The 26,490-nt window shown below is 38.7% G+C and carries 20 protein-coding genes, 1 tRNA gene and 1 pseudogene; 8 read left to right on the top strand and 14 right to left on the bottom strand.

Annotated features, from left to right (window positions below; translation table 11 throughout):
- Positions 1-76: 76 nt before the first annotated feature.
- Positions 77-2,491: a S9 family peptidase gene (locus H4J67_RS17895; RefSeq protein ID WP_182204572.1), complete on the bottom strand. Its 2,415-nt coding sequence runs from the start codon at positions 2,489-2,491 to the stop codon at positions 77-79.
- 228 nt (positions 2,492-2,719) lie between these two features.
- Between H4J67_RS17895 and H4J67_RS17900 the strand changes: the two genes are divergently transcribed.
- The 4 genes from H4J67_RS17900 to H4J67_RS17915 all read left to right on the top strand — a co-directional run bounded on the left by H4J67_RS17900 (position 2,720) and on the right by H4J67_RS17915 (position 7,385).
- Positions 2,720-4,087: a M17 family metallopeptidase gene (locus H4J67_RS17900; protein WP_182204554.1), complete on the top strand. Its 1,368-nt coding sequence runs from the start codon at positions 2,720-2,722 to the stop codon at positions 4,085-4,087.
- A 270-nt stretch (positions 4,088-4,357) separates the two neighbouring features.
- Positions 4,358-4,903 carry a GbsR/MarR family transcriptional regulator gene (locus tag H4J67_RS17905; protein WP_182175603.1) on the top strand — a complete coding sequence of 182 codons (546 nt, stop codon included), beginning with the start codon at positions 4,358-4,360 and terminating at the stop codon, positions 4,901-4,903.
- Between the two features lie 112 nt (positions 4,904-5,015).
- Positions 5,016-6,383, top strand: coding sequence for a cytochrome ubiquinol oxidase subunit I (locus H4J67_RS17910; RefSeq protein ID WP_182175602.1), 1,368 nt, complete (start codon positions 5,016-5,018; stop codon positions 6,381-6,383).
- Between the two features lie 3 nt (positions 6,384-6,386).
- Positions 6,387-7,385: a cytochrome d ubiquinol oxidase subunit II gene (locus tag H4J67_RS17915; RefSeq protein ID WP_182175601.1), complete on the top strand. Its 999-nt coding sequence runs from the start codon at positions 6,387-6,389 to the stop codon at positions 7,383-7,385.
- Between the two features lie 146 nt (positions 7,386-7,531).
- Here H4J67_RS17915 and H4J67_RS17920 read toward each other — a convergent pair whose 3' ends face one another.
- Complete coding sequence (locus H4J67_RS17920) at positions 7,532-9,733, bottom strand: xanthine dehydrogenase family protein molybdopterin-binding subunit (RefSeq protein WP_182175600.1); 2,202 nt, start codon at positions 9,731-9,733, stop codon at positions 7,532-7,534.
- Positions 9,730-10,188, bottom strand: coding sequence for a (2Fe-2S)-binding protein (locus H4J67_RS17925; protein ID WP_182204556.1), 459 nt, complete (start codon positions 10,186-10,188; stop codon positions 9,730-9,732). The genes H4J67_RS17920 and H4J67_RS17925 overlap by 4 nt, the downstream gene beginning before the upstream one ends.
- Before the next feature lie 1,112 nt (positions 10,189-11,300).
- Between H4J67_RS17925 and H4J67_RS17930 the strand changes: the two genes are divergently transcribed.
- On the top strand, positions 11,301-15,473 hold the full coding sequence (locus H4J67_RS17930; RefSeq protein WP_182204558.1) for a hybrid sensor histidine kinase/response regulator: 4,173 nt from the start codon (positions 11,301-11,303) through the stop codon (positions 15,471-15,473).
- 53 nt (positions 15,474-15,526) lie between these two features.
- A complete protein-coding gene (locus H4J67_RS17935) occupies positions 15,527-15,691 on the top strand; it encodes a hypothetical protein (protein ID WP_182204559.1) in 165 nt (54 codons plus the stop codon).
- 365 nt (positions 15,692-16,056) lie between these two features.
- On the opposite strand, the pseudogene H4J67_RS17940 reads toward H4J67_RS17935, so the two are convergent.
- The 9 genes and pseudogenes from H4J67_RS17940 to rlmE form a co-directional block, all read right to left on the bottom strand.
- Positions 16,057-16,991: pseudogene (locus tag H4J67_RS17940) on the bottom strand (transposase).
- A 145-nt stretch (positions 16,992-17,136) separates the two neighbouring features.
- Positions 17,137-17,454 (bottom strand): VF530 family DNA-binding protein, encoded by a 318-nt coding sequence (locus H4J67_RS17945; protein ID WP_182204561.1) that lies wholly within the window; start codon positions 17,452-17,454, stop codon positions 17,137-17,139.
- Positions 17,455-17,706: 252 nt separating this feature from the next.
- A tRNA-Leu gene (locus H4J67_RS17950) sits at positions 17,707-17,791 on the bottom strand.
- Positions 17,792-17,803: 12 nt separating this feature from the next.
- Entirely contained in the window at positions 17,804-18,199 is a 396-nt protein-coding gene (gene secG / locus H4J67_RS17955) for a preprotein translocase subunit SecG (RefSeq protein WP_182175647.1), read from the bottom strand.
- A 4-nt stretch (positions 18,200-18,203) separates the two neighbouring features.
- Positions 18,204-18,974, bottom strand: coding sequence for a triose-phosphate isomerase (gene tpiA / locus H4J67_RS17960; RefSeq protein WP_182204563.1), 771 nt, complete (start codon positions 18,972-18,974; stop codon positions 18,204-18,206).
- A gap of 114 nt (positions 18,975-19,088) precedes the next feature.
- Positions 19,089-20,426: a phosphoglucosamine mutase gene (glmM, locus tag H4J67_RS17965; protein WP_070373823.1), complete on the bottom strand. Its 1,338-nt coding sequence runs from the start codon at positions 20,424-20,426 to the stop codon at positions 19,089-19,091.
- 46 nt (positions 20,427-20,472) lie between these two features.
- A complete protein-coding gene (folP, locus tag H4J67_RS17970) occupies positions 20,473-21,255 on the bottom strand; it encodes a dihydropteroate synthase (RefSeq protein WP_182204574.1) in 783 nt (260 codons plus the stop codon).
- 181 nt (positions 21,256-21,436) lie between these two features.
- Positions 21,437-23,398: an ATP-dependent zinc metalloprotease FtsH gene (gene ftsH, locus H4J67_RS17975; protein WP_070373824.1), complete on the bottom strand. Its 1,962-nt coding sequence runs from the start codon at positions 23,396-23,398 to the stop codon at positions 21,437-21,439.
- A gap of 131 nt (positions 23,399-23,529) precedes the next feature.
- The gene (rlmE, locus tag H4J67_RS17980) at positions 23,530-24,156 is read right to left on the bottom strand and encodes a 23S rRNA (uridine(2552)-2'-O)-methyltransferase RlmE (protein ID WP_182204564.1); all 627 of its coding nucleotides are present in this window, start codon (positions 24,154-24,156) and stop codon (positions 23,530-23,532) included.
- 117 nt (positions 24,157-24,273) lie between these two features.
- On the opposite strand from rlmE, the gene yhbY reads away from it, so the two are divergent.
- Positions 24,274-24,570 carry a ribosome assembly RNA-binding protein YhbY gene (yhbY, locus tag H4J67_RS17985; protein ID WP_182204566.1) on the top strand — a complete coding sequence of 99 codons (297 nt, stop codon included), beginning with the start codon at positions 24,274-24,276 and terminating at the stop codon, positions 24,568-24,570.
- Positions 24,571-24,749: 179 nt separating this feature from the next.
- Complete coding sequence (locus tag H4J67_RS17990; RefSeq protein WP_182204568.1) at positions 24,750-25,016, top strand: hypothetical protein; 267 nt, start codon at positions 24,750-24,752, stop codon at positions 25,014-25,016.
- 311 nt (positions 25,017-25,327) lie between these two features.
- Here H4J67_RS17990 and H4J67_RS17995 read toward each other — a convergent pair whose 3' ends face one another.
- Together H4J67_RS17995 and pyrF are read right to left on the bottom strand one after the other, a co-directional pair.
- Positions 25,328-25,633: a ComEA family DNA-binding protein gene (locus H4J67_RS17995; RefSeq protein WP_220463310.1), complete on the bottom strand. Its 306-nt coding sequence runs from the start codon at positions 25,631-25,633 to the stop codon at positions 25,328-25,330.
- Positions 25,634-25,775: 142 nt separating this feature from the next.
- Positions 25,776-26,471 carry an orotidine-5'-phosphate decarboxylase gene (gene pyrF / locus H4J67_RS18000; RefSeq protein ID WP_182204570.1) on the bottom strand — a complete coding sequence of 232 codons (696 nt, stop codon included), beginning with the start codon at positions 26,469-26,471 and terminating at the stop codon, positions 25,776-25,778.
- Positions 26,472-26,490: the final 19 nt, after the last annotated feature.

Consider the following 26,490-nt stretch of genomic DNA (forward strand, 5'->3'; position numbering starts at 1 on the left):
CGCCATGCTCACTGATAAACAGTTGACATGGCTTTTACTTAGACGATTATTTGATAGTTAAAGCGCCTGATAAATTTTATTTAGGGGTAGCGCTATTAGTGGGGTTTTTCACATGTATGTCTAACCATTGATATTGTTCCCAAAGCATATGGAGCAACGACTCTCTGGCTCGATAACCGTGTTGTTCATGTGGTAGCATCACCAAGCGAGCATTACCGCCAAGTCCTTTTAGTGCAGCAAACATTCGTTCTGATTGCATTGGAAAGGTACCTGAATTTGGATCTTCTTTACCGTGGAGCATCAACATAGGCTCATTAATTTTTTCTGCATGAAAGAACGGTGACATCGATGCATAGGCTGGTTGACCTTCCCAAAAACTACGCTCTTCTCCTTGAAAGCCGAAGGGGGTTAAAGTTCGATTATAGGCACCACTTCTCGCAATACCCGCTTTAAATAAATCACTATGGGCAAGTAAATTAGCCACCATAAAAGCACCGTACGAATGACCCGCAATAGCAATTCGCTCTTTATCTGTAACGCCTTTTTCAACTAAAACATCAACAGCTGCTTGTGCACTTGCAACTAATTGCTCCCTAAAAGTATCATTAGGCAATTCACCATCAAAACCAACAATCGGCATTTTAGCACCAGAGAATACAGCAAAGCCTTGTGCTAAATGCGGCATCGGTCCCCAATAACTAACCCGGACAAATTCATAAGGTGAATCAGAAACCTGCCCAGCAACTTCCTTGTCTTTATATTCTCTGGGATAAGCCCAAATTAAAGTTGGTAACGGTCCTTGGCTTTTATCATAGCCGGCAGGTAAATAAAGTGTGCCACTTAATTCCACACCATCTTTGCGTTTATATTTTAGCTTTTCTTTACTAATACCGACAAAGGCAGGAGTTGGATGTGGAAAATCAGTAAACTTTGTTAAAGTATTTTTACTTAAATCACGGACAAAAAAGTTAGGTTGTTCGCTAATAGACTCTCGCAAGGTCATTACTTTACTGGCTTGGTCATTGAGTAATAAAACAACGCGTTCATAGTAAGGCGCTTTTGATTGCCAGACGTTTGTTATCTTTTTAGTTCTAAAATCATATTGATTTAAAAAAGGAATATTACCTTCTTCAGAAGCGCCTCTGCCAGTTAAATAAACTTTCTTATCGTTATCAGAAGTCTTAATAACCTCTAAACCGAATTGGTTTCGTTCTTTAACAAAACGACCAGGGTCATTGTAACGATCATTATAAGAGCGCGCTTGAAAGAGCTCCATTTTAGCGTTGGCGTCACTTGGATTGAATTTCCATTGCCTGATTTGACGATCACTAAAACGCCAATCACTGATCATCGCGAAATTATTGTTCCCCCACGTTATATCATCGAAGCGACGTGCTACTTTTTGGAATACTTGTGGAGTATTTTTAAAAGGGGCGGTCCATGCATAAATAAAATCATGGTAATCGACAACAGTTTTCATATTGCCGCCATCTTGAGCTTCAGCCCAAACTAGCGTGGCAGCTACATCACTTCGCCAACTGATATCGCGTCGGCCTTCTCTAACCGAATCAAATCCCTTAGGAATATTTTCTCCTGAAGCTAAATCAGCGACTTGAGTCACTAACGTCCCCTTTACTGTCCATACTTGTGTTTCTATAGGGAAACGACTGGCAGGTACCAAATAAGAAAAAGGCTTTTTAACTTGTGAAACCAGTAAATACTGACCATCAGGTGAAAGGTTAAAATCTTTAACCATACTGATGTTACCCAGCTTATTTATTTTGCCGGTTAAGTTAATTCCAACTAATTGAGAACGCGTTAAAAACTCAAAAAGTGCTTCATCATATGGCGTTTTTAATAGATTTGAATATGTTCTTACTGCGGCTTTTTTACCTGAGGTCGTTTGAATAACCGGCTCTATAGACGCTTTAGACGCAAGAGGCTTATCGCTTGCGTTAGCAACAGTTAAACGTGTGTAAAAACCATTTGAATCATGTTTCCAACGATACTTAGTACCGCCCAGTGAAGCATTAATCGTTTGCTTGCTCACTCGCTTAGTTTTTTTCGTTTTGAGGTTATACGTCCATAATGTTAAACCTTGTTTATTTTCTAAGATAAAGGCTAAATATTGAGAGTCAGGTGAAAAGTTAACACTCATTATTTTTCCTGCGGGCAAGTCCTTAATCTCAATTTGTTTAGCACCATCAACGTGCTTAAGACTAATCCCGGTATAGCCACTAGAACGACTAGGTGCGAAGATATCAGCATTAATTCTTAATCCTGCGAGTTTTTCTTCAGCCTGAGCAAGCTCTTCAATAGTCTTAGCGCCAGGTCGAGCTAATATCGCGACCCATTGTTTATCTGCCGAAATCATCACACTCGGTTGCCTTGGGGCATCAACGAGATCTGCAAGTTGCTTGGGGGGTATTTTAAAGCCGCTATCAGCAAAAGCACTTTGGCTTAATATAAGCGTAATTAATATAAAAAGCATATGTTTCAATTAGATATTCCTTTTCTTTAGTTGAAATTCTAATTTACCATAACATAGGTAATTTCAATTTTTTGGTCTTTATATCAACATTTTATTTACAAAACACCTAAGGTCGCAATAATTACTTTATAATTAGGCCAGAAACATCCGATAGCACTTCAACTTAATCTTGCTTAGGTTACAATCTAGCAAGACATAAAAACCAATCAATTCGTCCTAAGGAAATTCATGAATCAGTTACTACGTGCCGACGATAAAGGTACATCACTTTTTATCATCAACAAAAATAACTATAACGACTGGTTAAGCGAGCAAACCCAGCAAAACCAAGCATGGTTAGCCAATACTAATTATAAAGCTGAAGGTTTAGCGTTATTACCTAATACTCAAGGGGAGTTGTCGCTAGCAGTATTTGTTGTTGAAGATGCCAGACACTTCTTTGCCTGTGGCGAATTAATTAAGCAACTTCCTCCTGGTCAGTATTTGTTACATGCGACAGATGAACAGCAACAAGCCATCTGTTTTTCATGGCTAATGGGCGCCTATAAATTCGATCGTTATGTAACAAAAAACAAAAATAATGCCCCGCTTCCCTGCTTAGCCGTTAATAATCAAACCATAGTCGACAGTGCCATTAAATATGCCGAGGCAACGACTTTAGTCCGTGACTTAGTCAATACGCCAGCAGCTGATATGATGCCAATAGATCTTGGTGACTGTGCGCAAAACTTGGCTGATAGGTATCACGGCCAAGTTCAGCAAATTATTGGTGATGAACTTGTCGAACAAAATTACCCAACCATACATGCCGTTGGTCGCGCGAGTGCGCATGCACCTCGTTTAATTGACTTAACTTGGGGTAATAGCCATCACCCAAAAGTAACGTTAGTGGGTAAAGGCGTTTGCTTTGACAGTGGTGGTCTCGACTTAAAACCCGCTGCCGGTATGCGTAATATGAAAAAAGATATGGGCGGATCTGCACATGTCCTCGGATTAGCTCAATTAATTATGTCGCATAACCTACCGATTAATTTACGAGTACTCATTCCTGCGGTAGAAAATGCCGTGTCAAGCAATGCCATAAGACCTGGTGATGTTATTACTACACGCGCAGGTATTACCGTTGAAATTCACAACACTGATGCAGAAGGTCGCTTAGTATTGTGTGATGCTCTAACAGAAGCTGACACCGAACAGCCTGATTTAATTATTGATTTTGCAACCCTCACTGGCGCAATGCGTGTTGCTTTAGGCACAGAATTACCAGGGTTTTTCTCAACAAGCGATGAAGTTGCTGCAGGTATTACCCAAGCGGGCAGCAAAATTAGCGATCCGGTCTGGCGTATGCCGCTTTATAGCCCATACGGTGATTTACTGAAAAGCTCTATTGCTGATATGACCAATTGCGCCGCAATACCCTTTGGTGGTGCAATTACCGCGGCATTATATCTACAAGAGTTTGTAAAAAAAGAGACTGATTGGGTTCACTTTGATGTGATGGCATTTAATATCAGAGCTTTACCAGGGCGCCCCCTTGGCGGCGAAGCTTTCGGTATTCGCGCCGTATTTGATTACTTACAAGCTAAGTATAAATAACCAATTAAAACCACATCACCATAAAAGTTAATAACTGCGGTGCTTTTGCGCCGCATTTATTCATAAATTTCTGTCGCTACCAAAGCTAGTTTTTATTAATACTTTCCCCATTTTTCTGTCGGTACCTCACTTAACAACACCTTGCTTTATCACGAGCTGAGTGACTCACTTAACAATCAAAAAAAAGCCATAATATTCAAAATAACACTTGATCTAAATCAACAAAGGTTTAAACTTTCAGAAATTACTGAAAGTTCAGAATACTTAATTATGATTATGACAGCTAAAATTGAATCGTTCGTTATGCACTGTGGTGAAATGGGCAGTCGCTGGGGCTTTAACCGCACCGTTGGTCAAATGTATGGTTTATTAATTATTCACAATGATTCACTCACTGCGCTACAAATATCAGAAGCCCTCAACATTTCTCGCGGTAATGTCAGTATGGGTATTAAAGAATTACAGTCTTGGCGCTTAGTTCAAGTACAACATAAACCCAAAGATCGCAAAGAATATTACTCACCGGCTGGGTCTATTTGGGAAATGGCAATACGTGTCTTTGAAGAACGTCGCAAACGTGAGGTTGACCCTACCCTGTCACTATTACGCGATAACCTTTTAGATGAACCCGCTAACCCTCAAGAACAATATGCACAGCAAAAAATGCATGAGATGCATGACCTACTTGAAACGATTACCCATTGGGCGGCAGAACTACAAAGTATGAGCCCAGAAAAGCTTAATACATTAATGAAACTTGGCGCCGGTGTCAGTAAAGTTATTGATATAAAAGATAAACTTTTAAATAAAAACTAAATTGTTACTTTGACTTTTTTGAAGCTAACACATTAATGTTGTAAAAAATTGTCACTTTAAACGTTAAACCCGTTGATACTATTCGTGTTTTCTAGGGTTTATGGAGTAAATCATGTTAGAAACCTTAATGCTTTCACGCATCCAGTTTGCCGCTAATATTAGCTTTCATATCCTGTTTCCAACAATAACCATCGCACTGAGCTGGTTTTTGTTTTATTTCAAATTACGCTTTGACCAAACCAATGATCCTATCTGGATGCGAGCCTACCGTTTTTGGGTCAAAATATTTGCCCTTACCTTCGCAATAGGCGTGGTTACCGGTATTACTATGTCGTTTCAATTTGGCACTAACTGGCCAAAATTTATGGAGACAGTCGGTAATATAGCGGGACCATTATTGGGTTATGAAGTACTCACTGCTTTCTTTTTAGAGGCTGGTTTTTTAGGCATTATGTTATTTGGTATGAATCGAGTTTCGGCTCGAGTACATACATTATCAACGTTAATTGTCGCTTTTGGTACCAGTTTATCGTCATTTTGGATCTTAGCACTTAACTCTTGGATGCAAACGCCTCAAGGTCATGAGATGCGCGATGGTGTCGCATTTCCCGTTGACTGGTTTGCTATTATTTTCAACCCGTCATTCCCTTACAAATTGTCTCATATGCTGGTTGCCTCTGGTTTAACGGCGGCATTTTTAGTTGCCGGTATAAGTGCTTATCGCTTACTCAAGGGTGATAACAAAAAAGCGCCACAATTAACGCTTAAAATAGCGTTAACAGTCGCTGCAGTACTGGCACCAGTACAGATATTGTTAGGTGATATGCATGGTTTAAATACCTTAGAACATCAACCACAAAAAATTGCCGCCATGGAAGGTATCTGGCATACCGAAAAAGGCGCACCACTGTTGTTATTTGCACTTCCTGATGAAGAGCAAAAAACCAATCATTTTGAAATAGCCGTTCCTAAAATGGCCAGCTTTATTTTAACACACGATTTTGATGGCGAAATAAAGGGGCTAAACGAATTTGAAGGTAACCATCCCCCTGTTGCGCCGGTGTTCTTTGCTTTTAGAATCATGGTAGCTTTAGGCCTATTCATGTTTATTGTCGCTTGGTTTAGTCGTTTTCAATTGTGGCGTAAAAAACAATTGCCCCCTTGGCTATTAAAAGTGCTGGTTGCGATGAGCTTCTCGGGTTGGGCCGCCACATTAGCGGGCTGGTATGTCACTGAGATTGGTCGTCAACCTTGGCTAGTGACAGGGATTTTAACGGTAAAAGATGCAGCGACAGATATAGCGCCAGCAAATGTAGGAATAACACTTACACTTTATTTGACTTTATATGTTGTCATTATGGTTGCCTACCTACACACCCTATTTACGATGGCAGGACGAGCGATTGAACTTGAAGAATTCAGTATCGATGAACAAGTAAAATCTGTTATTCACACACCTAGTAAAATAATCGAGGGATAAGTTATGTTTGAAGAAAATACCTTAGCGCTAATTTTTGTCTCATTTATGGGTTTTTCAATCTTACTTTATGCCATTTTAGATGGCTATGATTTAGGTGTCGGCATTATGCTACCACTCGATCAAACAGACAATGCAGATACCATGATAGCTTCAATAGGTCCTTTTTGGGATGCTAACGAAACTTGGCTAGTTTTAGCGATTGGTTTATTGTTGATAGCCTTTCCTGCGGCTCACAGCTATATATTTAAAGAGCTCTATTTACCCACCGCGGTATTATTAATTAGTTTGGTGCTTCGTGGTGTTGCTTTTGATTTTCGTGCTAAAGCCGCCTTTGGTCATAAGCCTACATGGAATAAAGTCTTCAAAATAGGCTCGTTACTCGCTGCTTTAAGCCAAGGTTACATGTTAGGTATGTATGTTATGGGCTTTGAAAACACTGTAGCCGCTTATTGTTTTAGTTTACTGAGTGCCTTTGGTGTTGCGGCCGCTTATAGCTATATAGGTGCTTGTTGGTTAATTATGAAAACTGAAGGTGAACTGCAAATACAAGCGGTAGCTTGGGCGAAAAAATCAGGACTAATTTGTTTCCTTGGTATTATAGCTGTCTCCTTTGTTAATCCGTTAATTAATCCAGGTGTCTATGAAAAATGGTTTACTTGGCCAAACACTTTACTGATATTAACGTTACCGACTATTTGCTTTGGGTTATTTATTTTTAGCCTAATACAATTAAAGCAACTACCTAAAGTAAATGACAAAGGCTGTTGGCGACCTTTTATCGCGGCAGTGATTATCTTCACTCTATGTTTTTTTGGTTTAGCCTTTAGTTTTTTTCCGTACATAGTACCTAACAAACTGACTATTTGGGAAACAGCCGCAGCACCTGAATCTTTGAGCTTTCTATTATGGGGAACCTTCATTGTGGTACCTGTTATATTTAGTTATACCGCTTTTTCTTATCGGGTATTTTGGGGCAAGGTGCGAGAGCTCAGATATTATTAAGCGTGAATTTATCCTCAAGTAAACTGAGCACAGACACTTAATTATTGATGTTCTTCTATTAAGTATTTTTGCTAAGCGTCGTTCTTAATTACAAACCAGCCTTATCGCTGGTTTTTAATTAAGGTCATTATACTTTGGTTATCATATTAAGCGTTAATTGGTAAACGCATTGGTCTTTTACCTAAGACCGCCAATGCATTGGCAACTGCTGGGGCAATAGTGGGTACGCCAACTTCACCAAAACCACCGGGTTCATTAGCACTTTCAAGCAACTTCACTTGAACAATAGGCGCTTCAGCCATTTTAATGATAGGGTAATCATGAAAATTGCTTTGTTTGACACCGCCACTTTCAATATCACAACGTCCATAAAGTGCCGCCGTTAATCCAAAGAGCACGCCACCTTCGACTTGAGCTATTGCTGAGTCTGGGTTGACCACCACACCACTGTCAGTCACTATCCAAACACGATGAACACACGCTTGGTTATTTTGCAGTGAAACTTCAGCAACGGTAGCAACCATAGTGCCAAAACTTTTTTGTACAGCAACGCCCATCGCTTTACCGTCAGAGCTAACACCGTATTGCCAATTGCACAGCTGCGCCACTTCCTTTAAGCATTTGGCATGATCGTCGTTATTATCGAGTAATGCTAATCGATATTTAATGGGATCAACCTGTGCTTTTTTAGCCAATATATCGATAAAACTCTCGTTGAAAAATGCATGTTGACTATTTTCGACACTACGCCAAAAACCAATAGGCACGGGAGAAGGATGATTAGCAAACTGCACCTTAATATTATCGACGTTATAAGGTGGCATAGAAGCTGGCGCGCCACCTTCGCTGCCATAGCTTGCCGATAGCCAATAACGTGGTTTAGCGTTTTCGTCAAGCTGTGCTGAAAATTTTGCCAGAACTGCCGGTCGATAAACATCTTGTCTCGTGTCTGCCTCACGCGACCAAGTGAGTTTGATAGGAAACTTGTATTTTTTTACTAGAGTGACAACTTCATCAATCCACATTATTGGATTGTCTTCACTCATGCTAAAACCGACACGACGACCAAAGCCTCCTCCCATTGAATGGGCATGAAAAACAACATCTTCTACGTCCATATTAGCGACTTTTGCCGCATGGACACGAGCATAAAGTGGATTTTGTACACCCGCAGCAACATGAAGCTTATCGCCTTCGAACCAAGCGCTAGCATTCATCGGCTCCATAGTAGCGTGTGCTAAATAAGGCACCCAAAATTCAGCTTCAACAGTTTCACCGCTACCGCCTAACACAGACGCTACATCACCAATATTGTGAGCATCACTCAATTCTCCTTGCAAACTCTCACGTTGAAAAGTTTCAATACTTGCTGAACTTAAATCACTATTTTTATGGGATGCTGCCGTAATTTTTAACGCTTTTATCGCTTGCTCTGCTCGCCAAGGATTATTAGCAATAACAGCAACGGATAGCCCCATATTTTCAACACCCAGTACACCCCGCATCGAGGTAATTTCAACTAAGTTATCAATAGTGGCGACATTAGCGCCAAATACACCGCTGTGTGCAATAGCTGCATAGCGCATCCCTTCCACATGGCGATCGATACCGTATTGTGTTTCAAGAAATATTTTGTCCGGTAAATCATGACGAGGCATTGCCTTACCAATAAACTTACGATCACCTTTAGCACGAAGTGTGTAGTTTTCAGGAACGTCTAAAGTTGCCGCATACTCAACCAGTTCGCCATAACTCCAGCGGTTGTCGCCATCAACAACATATCCAGCATCGGTAGTAGTATTAGTACTTGCGCCGTATTTATCGATGGCTGCGTTAATCAGCATTTGACGTGCAGCTGCGGCTGCTTCACGCATAACTTGCCAGCCAGTAAAACGAATAGAGGCGCTCCCCCCTGTCATTTGCATATTCAGTAAATCTGCTAGACGGTTGAAAGCATTACTAGCAATATGCTCTGCCCAGGCTGGTGGCTTACCGATCATTTCACTAACGAAGCCTTCAAAAACGCCACCATTGGAAAATGCAGTGGTCGCAGGCGCAAGCTCTAGTTTGATTTGCTGCCAATCCAAGTCAAGTTCATCAGCCACTATTTGGGTTAAACCAGTACCGGCGCCTTGACCTAGTTCGGTATGCGGAGAAAGTAGCGTAACGGTATTGTCTTTGTTGATACGAAGCCACAAGTTGAGCAAGGTGTCTTTGGTGTTGCCATCTCGCTGCACACCAAGGCGATCATGCATGGCCAAATGTGTCCCTAAACCTATAACCCCTAACGCTAATCCGCCGCCAATCGCAGCACCACCAAAAACGAACATCCGACGAGTAATACTCATAAAGACATCTCCTTTGCTACATCAAGAATGGCAGCTTTAACTCGGCTGTAAGTTCCGCAACGACAGATATTGGTCATTGCTGTATCGATATCGTCAGAAGTTGGATTAGGAGTACTCGCTAGTAATGCAGCTGCTGCCATCATCATGCCTGACTGACAATAACCACACTGAGGAACTTGGTGTTTAATCCAAGCAGCCTGTAAAGCGTGCGGAGCCTCTTTTGAACCGAGAGTTTCAACCGTATTCACTTGCTTACCTTGAGCTGCAATCGCCGGATACATACAAGAGCGAACGGCCTGATTGTCAACGTGTACCGTGCAAGCACCACATTGTGCTATGCCACAGCCAAACTTAGTGCCGCGAAGACCTGCTTCTTCGCGGATCAACCAAAGCAAAGGCATATCGTCTTCGACATCAAATAATTGTTCGCGGCCATTAAGGTTGATCGAAATCATAGGGGTTCCTTGCTAAAATATTATAAAGAGAGATAAAAATTTCCAATAAAATCAATCGATAAGATTAATCTAAGAAATCAAAACTGACAGTTATTGTGTTTGGGTTTGCGACTATCATCGCTAAAAAATATTATCCTCACAATAGCAGATATTGATAATTTACAACGATGTTCTTCACAACCAATCACTGTAAGCAGAACCTAATAAAGGTTATTCACGATTATTGAATGAAATAAATATTATGTTGCTTTCTATTTTGAGTCAATAATTACCTTATCACCACTCAATTCCTTAGCGTGCCCAACTACAATTTAATGTTTAATCTCGTGAGATTCTTGCTGTTTTTATGAGGAGGTAAAATGTGACTTCGTTAAATATAGTACAGATAAATTTACTTTAATTTCCAACAAAAAACACCTCAAAACTAATGCTATCGTCTCCCTTTATTAAAAACGATATGTGATAGATTTAACGATTAATTAAGTAAATACTAGATGTTGACAATAATACAAAAAGCACCCGCTATGGATCATATTTATTAACGGTAGTTTCAGACAAAGCGAGGAGATTAATGGTAATGACTGGTAAAACAAGCACTGATTTCTGTAATTTATTTTCCATATGACGACTCACTATAATATTACGTTATTTACATCAGTCATAAAAGGTAGTTAATTTGTCTTTAAAAACTACATTAACACATGATTATCAATAATATGCACTGTAGATCTTAGTGTTATAAATAGCATTGTATTAATAAAGTCTCACCGTTAACGTTTAGTACATAAAAGTGAATACTCCTTGGGCCTAAAACTTTTCTCCTAAAATAAAATAATACACTTGGGTCACCTAAGTAAAGACCCAAACGGCCTTTAGTGTTATTTAATCCGCAACATGTTGACAAAAATTTTATATAACTATCAAAGCCAAAGTAGCATACTAGACGATAAGCTTATGGCTTACATTACAGGGGCGTTATATAGTGCATGAGCAAATAAAACTAAGCTTTTGGCTTAATTAGGTTTATCCGCCTTTAGCAATGTTATAACCTATTAAATAAGATCTTTTGTACTTTTTGTTGACCTTACTTGGATTTGATAATCTAAATATTTATGAAATATAATTTATCGCTTGTTAATCACGTTATCTGCTTTGTTATGCTATTTATTGGAACGATTGCTCCAGCATATGGTAATGAGTCGCCTTCAAAGCTCATAAATGAATACTCGGTTAAAATGCTGACCGAGGAAGATGGCTTTATTTCTTCTGAGATATATTCAATTATTCAGGATAACCAAGGGTTACTTTGGTTTGGTACCGCTGAAAATGGCGTTATGCGCTATGATGGTCGAAAAATAACCCTATTTGAATTTGATAGTATGAGTTCAAACGGTTTATCGCATAATGATGCTGGAAACCTGATGTTGGACCACGCTGGAAATATATGGATTGGCACTTGGGGAGGAGGCGCTAGCCTATATGAACCAAAAACAGGAAGCTTTAGTAATTTCATTCATGATCCGCTTCGCCTTGCTTCTATTTCATCTAATCGAATTCAATCCTTGTTTCATGACCAAGAGGACAATATTTGGTTAGGATCATATGATAAAGGGCTAAGTCGATATATAGGTAATAATAGCTTTGAGCATATTACAAAGACTGATGATTCACCATCAAGTTTATCCCATAATAGAATATGGGATATTGAAAACAACAATAGCAATAGCCTCTGGGTTGCAACTAGCTTTGGCTTAAATTTATATGACAAAACTAAGCAAACCTTTTCTCATTTTTTCCCTGCTCCAGAAAATAAAACACCAACAGGCGCAAATGAAATACGCAGTATTTTAAAAACGTCAAAAGACAAGCTTTATTTAGGTACTCAACAAGGTCCATTCTCCTTCGATAAAGAAAATGGTCTTTTTACACGATTAAAAACACTTGATAATCAATATTTAGATCAAGTGAATTCTATGATAGAGGACCAAGAGGGCTACATCTGGTTTGTTACCAGCAAAGGCTTGTTTCGACAATCAAACACCGGCCCTCAAATTGAACAACTTGACCTTGGCAATAACAAGGGTCTAAGAATAATTTTCGAAGATAGCTCTAGAACCATCTGGGTCACTAGCGAGACTCACGGCATATATAAGTTAGTACCACATCGTAAATTTAAATCGATTAATAGCCCTGAACTGACCGCGCCAAATGGAATAATCACAGATGCTAGTGGTGATCTTGTCATTGTATCTTCGTCATCGCAGTTATATAAGTGGCAGGTATCATCACAAAAACTAACCACATTATCAGCACCGATCTTTAGTGATAAGAATGGCTATGGCGCTAATAGACTATTAGAAAATCCCATTATATTTCTTGATGGTAATAATAGTTTATGGGTTGCACAAGATGAAGGTTTAGCTAAATTCAACTTAGACACTCAACATGTTGAGTTATTAACCTACCCTAAAACAGATCCAAACCATAAAGAGTTCAGAGAGTTACGAGCCCTTAACATGGACCAATATGGGTACCTTTGGATTGGTACTTATAAAAATGGTGTCTATCGTTATAACCCATCGACTAAAACCTTTACTCATTTAAATGAATCTATGGGATTATCTCATCCCGAAGTTTTAAAAATATTTAAAGATAGTGAACAAAATATGTGGGTTGGAACCGGTAACGGTGTAAATCTTTGGCAAGCAGACGAACAAAAATTCATTTCATTTCAAAATAATAAAAAAAAATCTGATAGTTTATTAGGAAATATCGTACAGGATATCCATCAAAGTAGAAATGGCAAAGTTTGGATTGCAACACAAGAAGGACTCAACTTATATCTTCCAGAAAAAAAAGCCTTTAAACATTTTGGTAAAAGAAATGGATTACCTACTTCTTTAATCCGTGCAATTGCTGATGATATAAGTGGTCATTTATGGCTAACGACCAATAAGGGGATCTCAAGATTAGACCCTTTATCAGGAAAAGTGACTAATTTTGACAGCTATAATGGCTTATTAGGAATGAATTATTATCCTAATAGCCTAGTAAAAGGTGCAAATGAGACATTTTTTACCAGTAGCCAACGCGGCATCGAGTATTTTAGCGCTTTAGATATAGAAACAACCAATGACAAATTCAACCTGGTTTTAACCGGCTTTAATAAAATGGGTCAGCCAATAAAACTTGATAAACCTTATTCTTATGTCACTGATATTGAACTGACCTATCATGACTACTTTTTCTCTTTTGAGTTCTCTGTTTTAGATTTTATTTCACCTAACAAAAACAAATATGCTTATAAACTTGAAGGCTATGATGATAATTGGATTGAAGTGGGTAATAGAAATATTGCTTCATTTACTAATTTAGATGGAGGTACATATAAACTGCTCGTCAAAGCGACAAGCAACAGTGGAGAGTGGGGGAAGAAATTACTGTCGATTAACTTGTATATATCACCACCTCCTTGGAAAACCTGGTGGGCATATAGTTTATATGTATTATTAACCTTATTTGTTGTATTTATTACCATTTATTTAAGAACACGTTTGCAGCAGACAGAAATAGACAGACAAAAGCAATTTGTGTTAACACTTGAAGAGCAAGTAACTGAGAAAACAGCTTCGCTAAAGACACAGGCTAAGGATTTAATTGCAGCATTAAAAAAATCTGAAGAGGCAACACAACTTAAATCAGAATTTTTAGCTAATATGAGTCATGAAATAAGAACACCAATGAACGGGATTTTAGGCATGCTGGGTTTACTCATTGATAGTGACCTAACAAAAGAACAAGCCCAAAACGTAGGCATAGCAGATACCAGTGCCCACGCTTTATTGGCACTTATTAATGATATTCTTGATCTTTCAAAGATTGAAGCGGGTAAAATAGAACTTGAGTATATAGATTTTAATTTACGTAATTTAGTGGGAGAGCTTGCCGAATCTATTTCACTTGCCGCGCAAAGAAAAGGCGTTGAAATAATACTCGATTTAACGGGTATTCCCTGCTCTTTCATTAAATCAGATCCAGGACGAATACGACAAATTCTCACCAATATTTTAAGTAATGCCATAAAATTTACCGAGCAAGGTCAGATAATAATTAAAGCTAAACTCGAACCTGCCCAAAAAGATCATCACTTTATATTTAGTTGTGAAATTGAAGATACCGGCATAGGTATTCCAGCAGAAAAAATATTTTTACTGTTTGGCTCGTTTAGCCAAGTTGACGCTTCCACAACCAGAAAATATGGCGGGACCGGGTTAGGATTAAGTATAACAAAAAAACTATGTAAGCTACTCAATGGTGATGTAACGGTATCCAGTAATATAGGCCATGGCAGCTGTTTTAAAGTATCATGTCTAGTACAAGAAAGTGAATTGTCGACCTGCGTAGTGCCACCGATAGAAGGCCTAAGGTTAAATATTTTAATTGTCGATGATAATAAAACTAGCCGTGAGGTGTTGCGCAGGCAATTAGAGTGCTGGGGGATAAACGTCACTGAAGCTGAAAGTGCTAAAGAAGCTTTATTTCTTTGCGATGAATGTTTTTATTCATCAAATTCAACGATATTTGATCTAGCATTAGTGGACATGGAAATGCCATCAATGAATGGAGAAGCATTAGCTAAAATAATTCGAGCGAATAAAAGCTATGACCCAATGGCACTAGTGATGATGACGTCAATCGATGAAAAGCACGACGCTAAATACTTTGCAGACATGGGTAGTAGTGCCTATTTTCCAAAACCAGCAACAACCCGCAATTTATTTAATGCTTTAGCGGTTATTAAAAATACTACTGATACATTAATAGCGGCGCATAACAATATCGACCTAGCAGCAATAAAAAAGCCTAATATTGGTGAAATGGAAGGTCACTGGCCTAGAGAAATGCATGTGCTTCTTGTTGAAGATAACCAGGTAAACCAAATGGTAGCGCTAGCTGTCTTAAAAAAAATCGGCTTAACCACAGATTTAGCGACTAATGGTGTTGACGCCTTAAATAGATTAAAAGAAGCGACTGTTATTAAACCCTATACGGTTGTGATAATGGATTGCCAAATGCCAGAAATGGACGGTTATGAAGCAACAAGGAGAATAAGAGCAGGTGATGCTGGAGGAGAAAACACCGCAATACCTATCATTGCAATGACAGCTAATGCGATGCAAGGTGACAAAGAAAAATGTATAGAAGCGGGTATGGATGATTATTTAACCAAACCAATCGAGCCAATGTTGGTGCTTGAAAAATTAAAGTTATGGCGACATAAATAAAGATATTGTCGGGTTTAAGTAGTTATTGTCTTTATAATCTCGGTATTTAACATATGGGTACGAACTCGGCCCTCGCCTTTAGTACCTTAAAAGAAGTCGCTAATAAACTATTACCGGTATCAACTTTAGACGACCTTTCAACAGACTTTACTAAGGCTCAAACCATTCTTGCAAGTACCATCCTATTTATATTGTCAGCTATTTTAAAATATGGCTGACGTTAGCATATATACTCTATGGCGCTAACACACCAAAGTGCAATAATCTTAAAAGAACGTTGTCAAAACCATATAATATTAATCTTCAGGTATATTGACTTAAGCAGACACTCAATTTAATTCAAATTTAACAACATCACATCGATATTTCAATATACTGTTAGTCGTTATCATTAAAAAAGGCTTTTGATAAGATACTATGGTGCTAAAACTCATTTTCAGTCAATTAACAACCTAAAATACTCAGTTATGAGCAAGTATCATCCTCCAAGACAGACTGGTTAAATTTATAAAATTTTTGAATGAGTGTCGTTAATTTAGTTAATTTAAGCAAAGAGTTTATTGCAATGACTTAAGTTTTATCATCACTTTAACTGTTGATGTTCGCAGTAAACACTTAAGGCATCTTCGTGGCCAACCGCACCATGAAACTGCTTGCTAAATTGGGTGGTAATGATTAACCAGTTTTTGGCTGATGTATTTAATCGACTGAGTATATTGGGCTGGCCGTCTTCTATGAAACCGTTTTTATCTTCTCTGATACAACGTCCGGTTAACTCAATTAATTGTAGGTAATCGGTAAGCTCAAATGCTAGGCCCTTAACCATTTTTTTTCCTGGGTGACCAACAAAAGGGAGTAGTGCATTGGGTTGTTGACTTTTTTTTCCTGCTCGCAGCGTAGCTTGATGCTGGTGTGCGTTGAGCTTTCGGGCGTTTTGGCTATATTGGCGCGAATGGGATTTAAATCAACATAGGCCATACAAGCAAAAAGCGCTGCTTCATCTAATAAAGCTTGAGATTTAAATCGTCCTTCCCAAAATCGACCGGTACAGTTGTCTTCTTGATTAGCAGATCTAGCAATACCTTCATTAATATAGCCCATGTACCAACTGATTTTCATCAGCCTCTTTCAATAGACCTCAGACGTTACTTTAACGATATCCAGTAACGGTTTTGCTAATTCTTGACCACGACAGTACTGCTGTGTGAGTAATGTGCCTTTGTGTAAGCGGTGCCAACGCTCAAGCACTTCACTCATGCTCCATTGCTTTGCTTTTTCCTCATCAATAAATAGCACAACATGATAATGATTACTCATTACGGCATAGGCACAGACGTCAATCGCAAAGACGTCGATAAGAAAGTGTAACCTACCTTCCACCCAACCTCTGCGGTGTTCAAAGCTTTGTCCAGACAAGACATCTTCGCCACATAGAAAAACGCGTCGCACACAACGCGCAACACAATGATAATAAGGGGTGTCTACTAAACTGATTTGCTGTTTCCTTGGCGTAGCCATAATTCACATGTAATTATGTCGCTTAGTTATATCAGTGAAGTGCATCGGTAAGGATTATCAATGTAGGCCGAGTGTCCTGTTAAAATAGTTAAGACTGAGTATCCTGTTAAAATATAATATCTTAGAGTCGCATAAGTCTTTTTTTCTATGTTGGCCAAACGAAAGGAGCGGGCTTGGTTGAACCCTTTTCTGCTACTGCTATATTTTGGGCGAGTATCCCCCTTATTAATTTCCCCGTTTCTTTATGCTTACTACAAAATGTTTTTAAATATAAAATTTCAACTCTACTGCGTGCCCAAGGGGTTGTACGCAGAAATTTCAAACTTGATTTAAGGCGCGGTTTATTGGTAAAACAACGAATATTAAGTAACTCACCCATTTTATCCCAACCAATTTTTTTCTCTAGTTCGGTTAAGATCTGTTCAAGTTTAACGCCGTGGAGTGGATCATTACTTATATTCATAGTCTGCTTAAATTTAAAAATAGCATTGTAACAAGTTTACTAAATATTGACAGACTTATGCGTTTAACTCAGGTAAAAGTACAGAAAGAACTTTAAGGAAAAGTTAATATTCTCAGAGGGCTGATAACAGACAACAGACATAGATATTATTCTCAACCTAAGTCACCACCCCTTCAAATTAACGCGTCTAGTAATTCAGTTATTTAACGCAATAAAAAAGGCTTACATTACTGTAAGCCTCTTCTATAGTATTGGTGCAGATGGAGAGACTCGAACTCTCACGACCTAAGTCACCACCCCCTCAAGGTGGCGCGTCTACCAATTCCGCCACATCTGCATTTTTAAAACTTTACTTTGGAATGTCGTTATCATTCGCTTTTTTAGTCGCTGCAGGAATATCGCTATTCCCTGATGACTGACCTGGCTCTACACTTTCGCTAGGGATTGATTCATCACCTGGTATAGTTCGCTCTACAGGAGTGTTTAAGTTGTTCCACTCATCGGTAGATTTAATTCTATTTGCCGTTAAGTTACCTAACACTAAGCTGATAACAAAGAACGCAATAGCTAACCATGTAGTCGCTTTAGTTAAAAAATTACCTGAGCCACTTGAACCGAATATTGTTGCTGAAGAGCCGGCACCAAAAGATGCGCCCATATCTGCGCCTTTACCTTGTTGGATTAAAACTAAACCAATTAAACAAATTGAAACAATTAAATAAGCGATAATTAACGATTGATACAACATTTTAAGATCCTTTGGCTGACGAGCAAATTATTTTGAATTCGTCGACTTTTAAACTAGCACCACCAATAAGACCACCGTCAATATCAGTTTGTGCAAATAATTCTTCACAGTTAGCAGCATTTACGCTACCACCGTATAATAATGGCACTTTATTCGCGATAGTATCATCAGCGTTAGCTAAAAATTGACGAATAAATAAGTGTGTTGCTTGTGCCATTTCTGGAGATGCTGTTTTGCCAGTACCAATAGCCCAAACAGGCTCGTAAGCAATAACAACATCTGTAAATTTTTCTATACCTATTTCGTCAATTACTGGCTGTAATTGTGAAGCGAGTACTATCTCTGTTTGTTCAGCAGCTCGTTCATCTTCACATTCACCAATACACAATATAGGTGTTAAACCAGCATCCAAAGTAGCTTTAACTTTATGAGCAACTTGTGTACTTGTTTCTTTGTAAATGCATCTTCGTTCAGAATGCCCTACAATAACATAATTTACAGAAACTTCCTTGAGCATATCTGTGGATATTTCACCAGTATATGCTCCACTTTGATGCTCGCTTACATTTTGCGCACCTAAGTGGATGTTTGCTTGTAAATTGTCACTTTTAGCACTTATTCTAAATGCTGATAGAAAAGGAGCAGGAGGACAAACAACAACGTCGACATTTTCAGCTAGCTTGACACTATTTAATCCTGAAATCATTTCTTTTATCAGCGACAAACTTCCATTCATTTTCCAGTTTGCAGCTACTATTGCTTGTCTTTTCATTTATCTTTCCTAATTAAAGCGGCGAGATACTAACTAACCTACGAACAAGATACAAGTGTTTAACTTAATATCTTGTTCATTTGCTTATTATTCAACCGTCTGACGTCTATTTTGTTAGCAAGCGGCTTTGACAGCATCAGCAATGATATTTGCTAGCTCGGTAACTTCTGTTAATTCTGGTCCTTCAACCATAACCCGTATTAAAGGCTCAGTACCTGATTTACGTAATAACACGCGACCACGCCCTGAAAGTTGTTCATTGACCGTATGTACAGCAGCGACGACATTCTGAGCCGTTAACGGGTCATTGTCACCTGTAAACCTAACATTAACTAACACTTGTGGTAATTTAGTCATCCCTTGGCGGAGTTCGTGCAAGGTTTTATCACCACTGCAAACAGCAGTTAATACATTTAACGCGGCGATAATACCATCACCCGTAGAGGTGTTTTTTAAATTAATCACATGGCCAGAATTTTCAGCGCCCAACTGCCAACCTTTTTTGTTGAGCATTTCGGTAACATATCGATCGCCTACTTTGCTGCGAGCAAAAGGTATACCCATATCCGCAAGCGCAATTTCAAGGCCCATATTACTCATCAGTGTGCCAACAACACCACCACTAATAACGCCACTTTGTAAATCGTTTGAAGCTATAACGTAGACACACTCATCACCATCAAGTACATAACCAGTGTGGTCAACCATCATCAAGCGGTCGCCATCACCATCTAGTGCAATACCTAAATCAGCCTGATGTTCAACAACAGCCTTACTGATAGCGTCCATTGATGTTGCACCACATTGGTCGTTAATATTGGTACCATTTGGCGACGTACCGATTTCAATCACTTGTGCACCTAATTCACGAAACACGTTAGGTGCGATGTGGTAAGTTGCACCGTGCGCGCAATCAACAACAATTTTATAATCTTTTAAAGAATATTGGCTAGGAAAATTACTTTTACAAAACTCAATATAGCGCCCAGCAGCGTCTTCAATTCGCGTTGCTTTACCTAATTTAGCCGATTCAACACAGCCCATTTCTTTATCTAATTGTGCTTCAATAGCCAGTTCGACATCATCGGGTAACTTCTCACCATTTTGTGAGAAAAACTTAATGCCGTTGTCATAAAATGGATTATGTGATGCACTAATAACGATACCCGCTTCAGCGCGAAAAGTTTTAGTAAGGTAAGCAATCCCTGGCGTCGGCATGGGTCCCAATAAGCCAATATCGATTCCCGCAGCAGAAAAACCAGCTTCTAGGGCTGACTCAAGCATGTAGCCTGAAATTCGGGTATCTTTACCGATAAGTACTTTTTTCGTGCCTTGGGCAGCTAGTACGCGGCCAGCGGCATAACCTAATTTCATCACAAACTCAGCAGTGATTGGGTATTGTCCTACTAGGCCTCTTATGCCATCGGTTCCAAAATATCTTCTTTCTGACATTTTATTTGTCCTTTATATTTACTTTTTTAGTATATTTAATGTTGAGTTATCTATTTATGGTGGTAGCTTGTAAAACCTTTAAAGCATCGACTGTTTCTTTTACATCGTGAACACGAATAATTCTTGCCCCTTGCTGAGCGGCTATAATAGCTGTTGCTAAGCTACCCGCTAGGCGTTCATTAATCTCTCGATTAAGAAGATTACCGATCATCGACTTTCTCGACAGTCCTGCCAATATCGGCAAATCTAGGCATTGAAATTTAGCCATATTCGCCAATAAACTATAATTTTGTTCTAACGATTTACCAAAACCAAAGCCAGGGTCTAAAATAAGACGAGAACGATTAATACCCGCTTGTGTACAGGCTAAAATTCTTTCCTGAAAGAAAATGGTAATGTCGTCTATTAAATTAACGTAGTGAGGATTGTGCTGCATGGTTCGAGGTAAACCTTGCATATGCATTAAACAAATACCAACACCTTGGTCTTGTGCTAATGCCGTTAAGCAACCTTCATTTTGCAGAGCTCGAACATCATTGATGATACCTGCCCCATAGGTGATGCCCTCAGACATCACCGCGGCTTTACTGGTATCAATAGAGACAATGATATTAAAACGTGCATTAATGGCTTTTAATACGGGAATAACACGCGCTAACTCATCTTTAACAGAAACTTCTTTTGCGCCTGGACGGGTTGATTCGCCCCCGATATCAATAATGGTGGCGCCATCGGCTATCATTTGTTCGGCTTGTCTTAATGCAGAGTCAATACGAGAGAATTGTCCGCCATCAGAAAATGAGTCTGGGGTTACATTTAAAATCCCCATCACCTGCGGGGTTTCAATATTAAGGAAATGTGTACCACAAGGTAGATTTTTCAACAAAACTTATGCTCTTTGTGATTATTCTGTATAGAAATTTATTTTATAAAAAACAATTTACTGTCAACAAAGTAAATTAGCTTTTATAAAATAAAGCCTCGTTAATCGAGGCTATATTTAAAGGCTATTAATCAGCAGAGGCGTCACTAGGTTTATCTAGATCTGGCGCTACTTCTTTTTTCTCAGCTTTATCTTCTTTAGTATCAGAAGAGGCGTTGTCATCAGCTTTAGGTGGCTTCTTTGAATCAGAGTGATTATCCCACTCAGCCATTGGCGGACGAACTTCTCTGCGTTCCATCAAGTCATCGATTTGTCTAGCATCGATAGTTTCGTAATGCATTAACGCATCTTTCATTGTCTCTAAAATATCACGGTTCTCGTTCAATATTTTTTCTGCACGTTGATAGTTACGGTCAACAAATGCTTTGATTTCAATATCAATCGCTTGTGCAGTTTCGTCAGACATGTTCAACGATTTAGATGATGAACGACCTAAAAACACTTCACCTTCCTCTTCGGCAAATAACATTGGACCCAATTTTTGTGAAAAGCCCCACTGAGTAACCATTTTACGAGCAAGTTGAGTCGCACGTTCAATATCGTTAGATGCACCGGTAGAAACTTTCTCAAAACCGTAAATCATTTCTTCAGCAATACGACCACCGTAAAGTGACGAAATATTACTTTCTAAATGCTGTTTACTATGACTGAATCTGTCTTGTTCTGGTAAATACATAGTGACACCTAAAGCGCGGCCACGAGGAATAATACTCACCTTGTAAACAGGGTCATGATCTGGCACTAAACGCCCAACGATCGCATGCCCTGCTTCATGATAAGCTGTCATCGCTTTTTCTTCTTCGCTCATAACCATCGAACGACGTTCAGCACCCATTAATATTTTGTCTTTCGCTTTTTCAAATTCATCCATCGATACAGTGCGGCGAGCCGAACGTGCAGCGAATAATGCGGCTTCATTAACTAAGTTAGCTAAATCTGCACCCGACATGCCCGGTGTACCACGTGCAATAACTGATGCTTTAACATCGTCACCCAAAGGTACTTTGCGCATATGCACTTTAAGAATTTGTTCGCGACCACGAATATCAGGTAGACCAACCGTTACTTGACGGTCAAAACGACCTGGACGAAGTAATGCCGGATCTAAAACATCTGGACGGTTAGTTGCGGCAATTACGATAACGCCTTCATTACCTTCAAAACCATCCATTTCAACTAACATTTGGTTAAGTGTTTGTTCACGCTCGTCGTGTCCACCACCCATACCTGCGCCACGTTGGCGACCTACCGCATCAATTTCATCGATAAAAATGATACAAGGGGCTGATTTTTTAGCTTGCTCAAACATGTCTCGCACACGAGATGCACCAACACCAACAAACATTTCAACAAAGTCAGAACCTGATATAGTGAAGAATGGTACTTTAGCTTCACCAGCAATAGCTTTTGCCAGTAAGGTTTTACCTGTACCTGGTTGTCCTACGAGTAAGACACCTGAAGGAATACGGCCACCAAGTTTCTGAAATTTAGTTGGCTCTTTTAAGTAATCAACAAGCTCAGATACTTCTTCTTTCGCTTCGTCGCAACCAGCAACATCAGCAAAAGTTGTTTTTATCTGATCTTCACTTAAAAGCTTCGCTTTAGACTTACCAAAAGACATCGCCCCTTTTCCACCACCGCCTTGCATCTGACGCATGAAGAAAATCCACACACCTATCAACAAAATCATTGGGAACCAAGAGATAAAAATAGTGGTTAAAAAGCTAGTTTCTTCTGGCAATTCACCAGAAGCATTAACACCTTGTTTAACTAAGTCGTTAATTAAATCACGATCGAAACCACCAGGAATAACAGTTACAAAGGCTTCACCACTACGTTTTGTGCCTTTGATAACACCATTACGATCAACATTTGCGTCACGAATCTGTCCTTGACGGACATCTTTAATGAAACGCGTGTAATCAACTTGTTGTTCAGTAGTGGTGCTCGGAGTGAATCCTTGGAATACCGACATTAAAACAACCGCTATTACCAACCATAAAATAAGATTTTTTGCCATATCGCTCAACTTAATGACCTCTTGTACTTTGAATGAACTTTTACTTAACCGTTAACTAGCACAGATAAACGGCTAGTTCTGAAATCAACCTAAACTTTTAAGTTGATGAGTCGTAATTTACTATAATTTAACGCTCGGAGCTATTTAAATCCGGTAGCAACCAAATATACTTCGCGTGAACGTGCACGTGACGAATCTGGTTTACGGGTTTTTACTGTTTTAAATACTCCTCTTAAATCTTGCATAAATTGCTCAAATCCCGCTCCTTGAAAGACTTTAACAACAAACGCGCCATTTTTCTTTAAGACCTGATTACACATGTCTAGTGCTAATTCAACAAGATACATACTTCTTGCGGCATCAGCACCGTCATTACCGGTAAAATTAGCTGCCATGTCAGACATAACAACGTCGATATCTTTGCCACCAATACGGTTTAGTAATGCATTAAGGACCGGTTCTTCTCTGAAGTCGCCTTGTAAAAAGTCAACACCAGCAATAGGGTCCATTGCCAGGATATCACAAGCAATAACTTGCCCACCACCTCCAACGGCTTTGACCGCATATTCTGACCAACCTCCTGGTGCAGCACCTAGGTCGACCACTTTCATACCTTTTTTAATCAGCTTATCTTTAACGTTTATTTCTTCAATTTTAAAGTATGCTCTAGAACGCACACCGAGTTTCTGAGCTTTTTTTACATACTCATCATCAAAGTGTTCTTGCATCCAACGGGTACTACTATTACTTAATTTCTTTTTACTCATTAATTTAACTTAATTAATTTGTTAATAATGCAAAACGATTTAACGTTTTATTAGTATTACAGACTAGATGGAGGTAAAATAGTATTAATTCAAGCTAACTTGTAACGAAAATTGTTAATGAGCCTAAATAAAAAACAAATACAGTATTTAAAAGGTCTTGCTCACCCATTGAAACCAGTGGTTTTATTGGGTAACAACGGCTTAACAGAGGCAGTAGTTGCCGAAATTGATTATTCATTAAATCATCATGAATTAATTAAAATTAAAATCCCAACCGATGATCGTGTCAGTAAAGCATTAATTGTTGAAGCTATTTGCCGTGAAACAGCGTCAATTAAAGTTCAAGTAATTGGTAAAACATTAATTATTTATCGTCAGTCACCAGAAAAGAAAATAAGAATTCCTAAAATTTAATTTTTACATTCTTATTTAAAAGAGCTTCGGCTCTTTTTTTATGTCTAAAATTTATAAATTCATGCAAACTGGCATTCAAACATTACATTATTGACAGCTATATTAGCACAACCTAATATATCTTTAGCAGAGAAACATTATTGACTCTTTTTAATCATTAAATATTAAGACCTCTATAAATGTTGAAAACTATATCGACACTGATAGCTGAAATTAGAAAAAACATACAAACCACATCGGCTCATGATGCTTATCTAAGTGAACAAAAAGAGAAAAGCCTATTTATTGACGTACGTGAAGCGCAAGAAGTCGCTACAAGCCCAGTGATAAATTCAGTTAATATTCCGCGTGGTGTTTTAGAAATGAATATTGGTAACTGCACTACTGATAAAAACCAGCGTATATCTTCATTGTGCAACTGGCGGCCTGGCGAGTCTTGCTGCTGAACAATTAAGCCGTTTAGGCTATAAAGATGTTTGGGCTATTATATGTCAGCATACTGATGTTTATTCTGCACAAGAAAAATTAACATCGCGCCAATAACCCTGTACTTTACTCGTAAGTAAAATTGAAAAGGCTAAAAAGTTAAGCTGTTTAGGCTATAAAGATGTTTGGGCTATTAAATGTCAGCATACTGATGTTTATTCTGCACAAGAAAAAATTAACATCGCGTCAATAATTCTATATTTTACTTAAAAGCAAAATTGAAAAGGCTAAACAATTGAGTTGTTTAGCCTTTTTCTATTTTCAAGGAATACTATATCGTTAATTTTGACTTATTTAACGCTAATATTTTCTCGCCAATACCTGTAACATTCAACAAGTCTTCGACCGAGATAAACCTACCATTTTCATTTCGATATTTGACAATAGCTGCTGCTTTTTTCATGCCTATGCCTTTTAATAAGGATAAGGTCTTCATATCAGCATGGTTTATATCAATACGCTCGTCAACTTGATTCATATTGGCATTGGGCTCATTACCGCCGACATTGTCAGCAAAGCTTAATGAAGAAAATGTAAAGGTGAGACAAATAAGTAAGATTTTTGAAAGATTAATCATGATTATATCCTTTTATTGTAAATTCCATTGCGCCTCACAAACAATAAACTGTCAATTTATTATTAACAAGACGTCAATAGGTTTAGGATAAAATTTTACCTTTGTCAATTTATAGCCATTAATAAAATTATACTGATTGACCTTAATTAAGCGATAAATTAATCGACTGCAAAACTTGCTGTGGGTTTTCAGCTTGAGTAATGGGTCTGCCAATAACTAAATAATCAACGCCAACGGCCATTGCCTGCTCTGGCGTCATAATACGTTTTTGATCGTCACTGACGGTACCAGCAGGTCTAATACCTGGCGTGATAAGCTTAAAATCTTTACCTAAAGCGCTTTTCAGGCTTTGTGCTTCCTGTGCTGAACAAACAACACCATCAAGGCCAGCTTCTTTTGTCAACTTTGCTAGCAGCATCACTTGCTCGGCTGGCGTTCGTGTAATACCTAAGCCAAATAAGTCTTCTTCACTCATACTGGTTAAAACAGTGACAGCAATAAGTAATGGGCCGTTATCACCGTATTTTTCTAATGCCTGTTTAGCTTTAACCATCATTTCACGTCCGCCACTGGCATGAACATTAACCATCCATACCCCCATTTCTGCTGCAGCAGTTACCGCTTTTGCTACGGTGTTAGGAATATCGTGGAACTTTAAATCTAAAAAAACATCGAAGCCACGGCCCGTCAATTCTTTAACAAACGCAGGTCCAAAATGAGTAAACATTTCTTTTCCCACTTTTAAGCGACAATCCTTTGGTTGGATCTTCTCAACAAATGCAAGTGCATCCGCTTTTTTATCGAAATCTAGGGCAACAACTACTTTTGCATCATTCATACTCAATCCTCAATTCTTA

Origin of the sequence: Colwellia sp. BRX10-4, assembly GCF_014077465.1 — a bacterium.
Lineage (GTDB): Bacteria > Pseudomonadota > Gammaproteobacteria > Enterobacterales > Alteromonadaceae > Colwellia_A.

What these genes read in the sequence shown, in the direction of transcription:
- glmM (WP_070373823.1), bottom strand. Translation starts at nt 20,426, where the DNA reads ATGTCAGAAAGAAGATATTTTGGAACCGATGGCATAAGAGGCCTAGTA.
- H4J67_RS17930 (WP_182204558.1), top strand. Translation starts at nt 11,301, where the DNA reads ATGAAATATAATTTATCGCTTGTTAATCACGTTATCTGCTTTGTTATG.
- pyrF (WP_182204570.1), bottom strand. Translation starts at nt 26,471, where the DNA reads ATGAATGATGCAAAAGTAGTTGTTGCCCTAGATTTCGATAAAAAAGCG.
- yhbY (WP_182204566.1), top strand. Translation starts at nt 24,274, where the DNA reads ATGAGCCTAAATAAAAAACAAATACAGTATTTAAAAGGTCTTGCTCAC.
- H4J67_RS17900 (WP_182204554.1), top strand. Translation starts at nt 2,720, where the DNA reads ATGAATCAGTTACTACGTGCCGACGATAAAGGTACATCACTTTTTATC.
- H4J67_RS17990 (WP_182204568.1), top strand. Translation starts at nt 24,750, where the DNA reads ATGTTGAAAACTATATCGACACTGATAGCTGAAATTAGAAAAAACATA.
- H4J67_RS17945 (WP_182204561.1), bottom strand. Translation starts at nt 17,454, where the DNA reads ATGAATATAAGTAATGATCCACTCCACGGCGTTAAACTTGAACAGATC.
- H4J67_RS17895 (WP_182204572.1), bottom strand. Translation starts at nt 2,491, where the DNA reads ATGCTTTTTATATTAATTACGCTTATATTAAGCCAAAGTGCTTTTGCT.
- H4J67_RS17915 (WP_182175601.1), top strand. Translation starts at nt 6,387, where the DNA reads ATGTTTGAAGAAAATACCTTAGCGCTAATTTTTGTCTCATTTATGGGT.
- rlmE (WP_182204564.1), bottom strand. Translation starts at nt 24,156, where the DNA reads ATGAGTAAAAAGAAATTAAGTAATAGTAGTACCCGTTGGATGCAAGAA.
- H4J67_RS17905 (WP_182175603.1), top strand. Translation starts at nt 4,358, where the DNA reads ATGATTATGACAGCTAAAATTGAATCGTTCGTTATGCACTGTGGTGAA.
- H4J67_RS17920 (WP_182175600.1), bottom strand. Translation starts at nt 9,733, where the DNA reads ATGAGTATTACTCGTCGGATGTTCGTTTTTGGTGGTGCTGCGATTGGC.
- tpiA (WP_182204563.1), bottom strand. Translation starts at nt 18,974, where the DNA reads ATGAAAAGACAAGCAATAGTAGCTGCAAACTGGAAAATGAATGGAAGT.
- H4J67_RS17910 (WP_182175602.1), top strand. Translation starts at nt 5,016, where the DNA reads ATGTTAGAAACCTTAATGCTTTCACGCATCCAGTTTGCCGCTAATATT.
- H4J67_RS17995 (WP_220463310.1), bottom strand. Translation starts at nt 25,633, where the DNA reads ATGATTAATCTTTCAAAAATCTTACTTATTTGTCTCACCTTTACATTT.
- H4J67_RS17925 (WP_182204556.1), bottom strand. Translation starts at nt 10,188, where the DNA reads ATGATTTCGATCAACCTTAATGGCCGCGAACAATTATTTGATGTCGAA.
- folP (WP_182204574.1), bottom strand. Translation starts at nt 21,255, where the DNA reads ATGGGGATTTTAAATGTAACCCCAGACTCATTTTCTGATGGCGGACAA.
- H4J67_RS17935 (WP_182204559.1), top strand. Translation starts at nt 15,527, where the DNA reads ATGGGTACGAACTCGGCCCTCGCCTTTAGTACCTTAAAAGAAGTCGCT.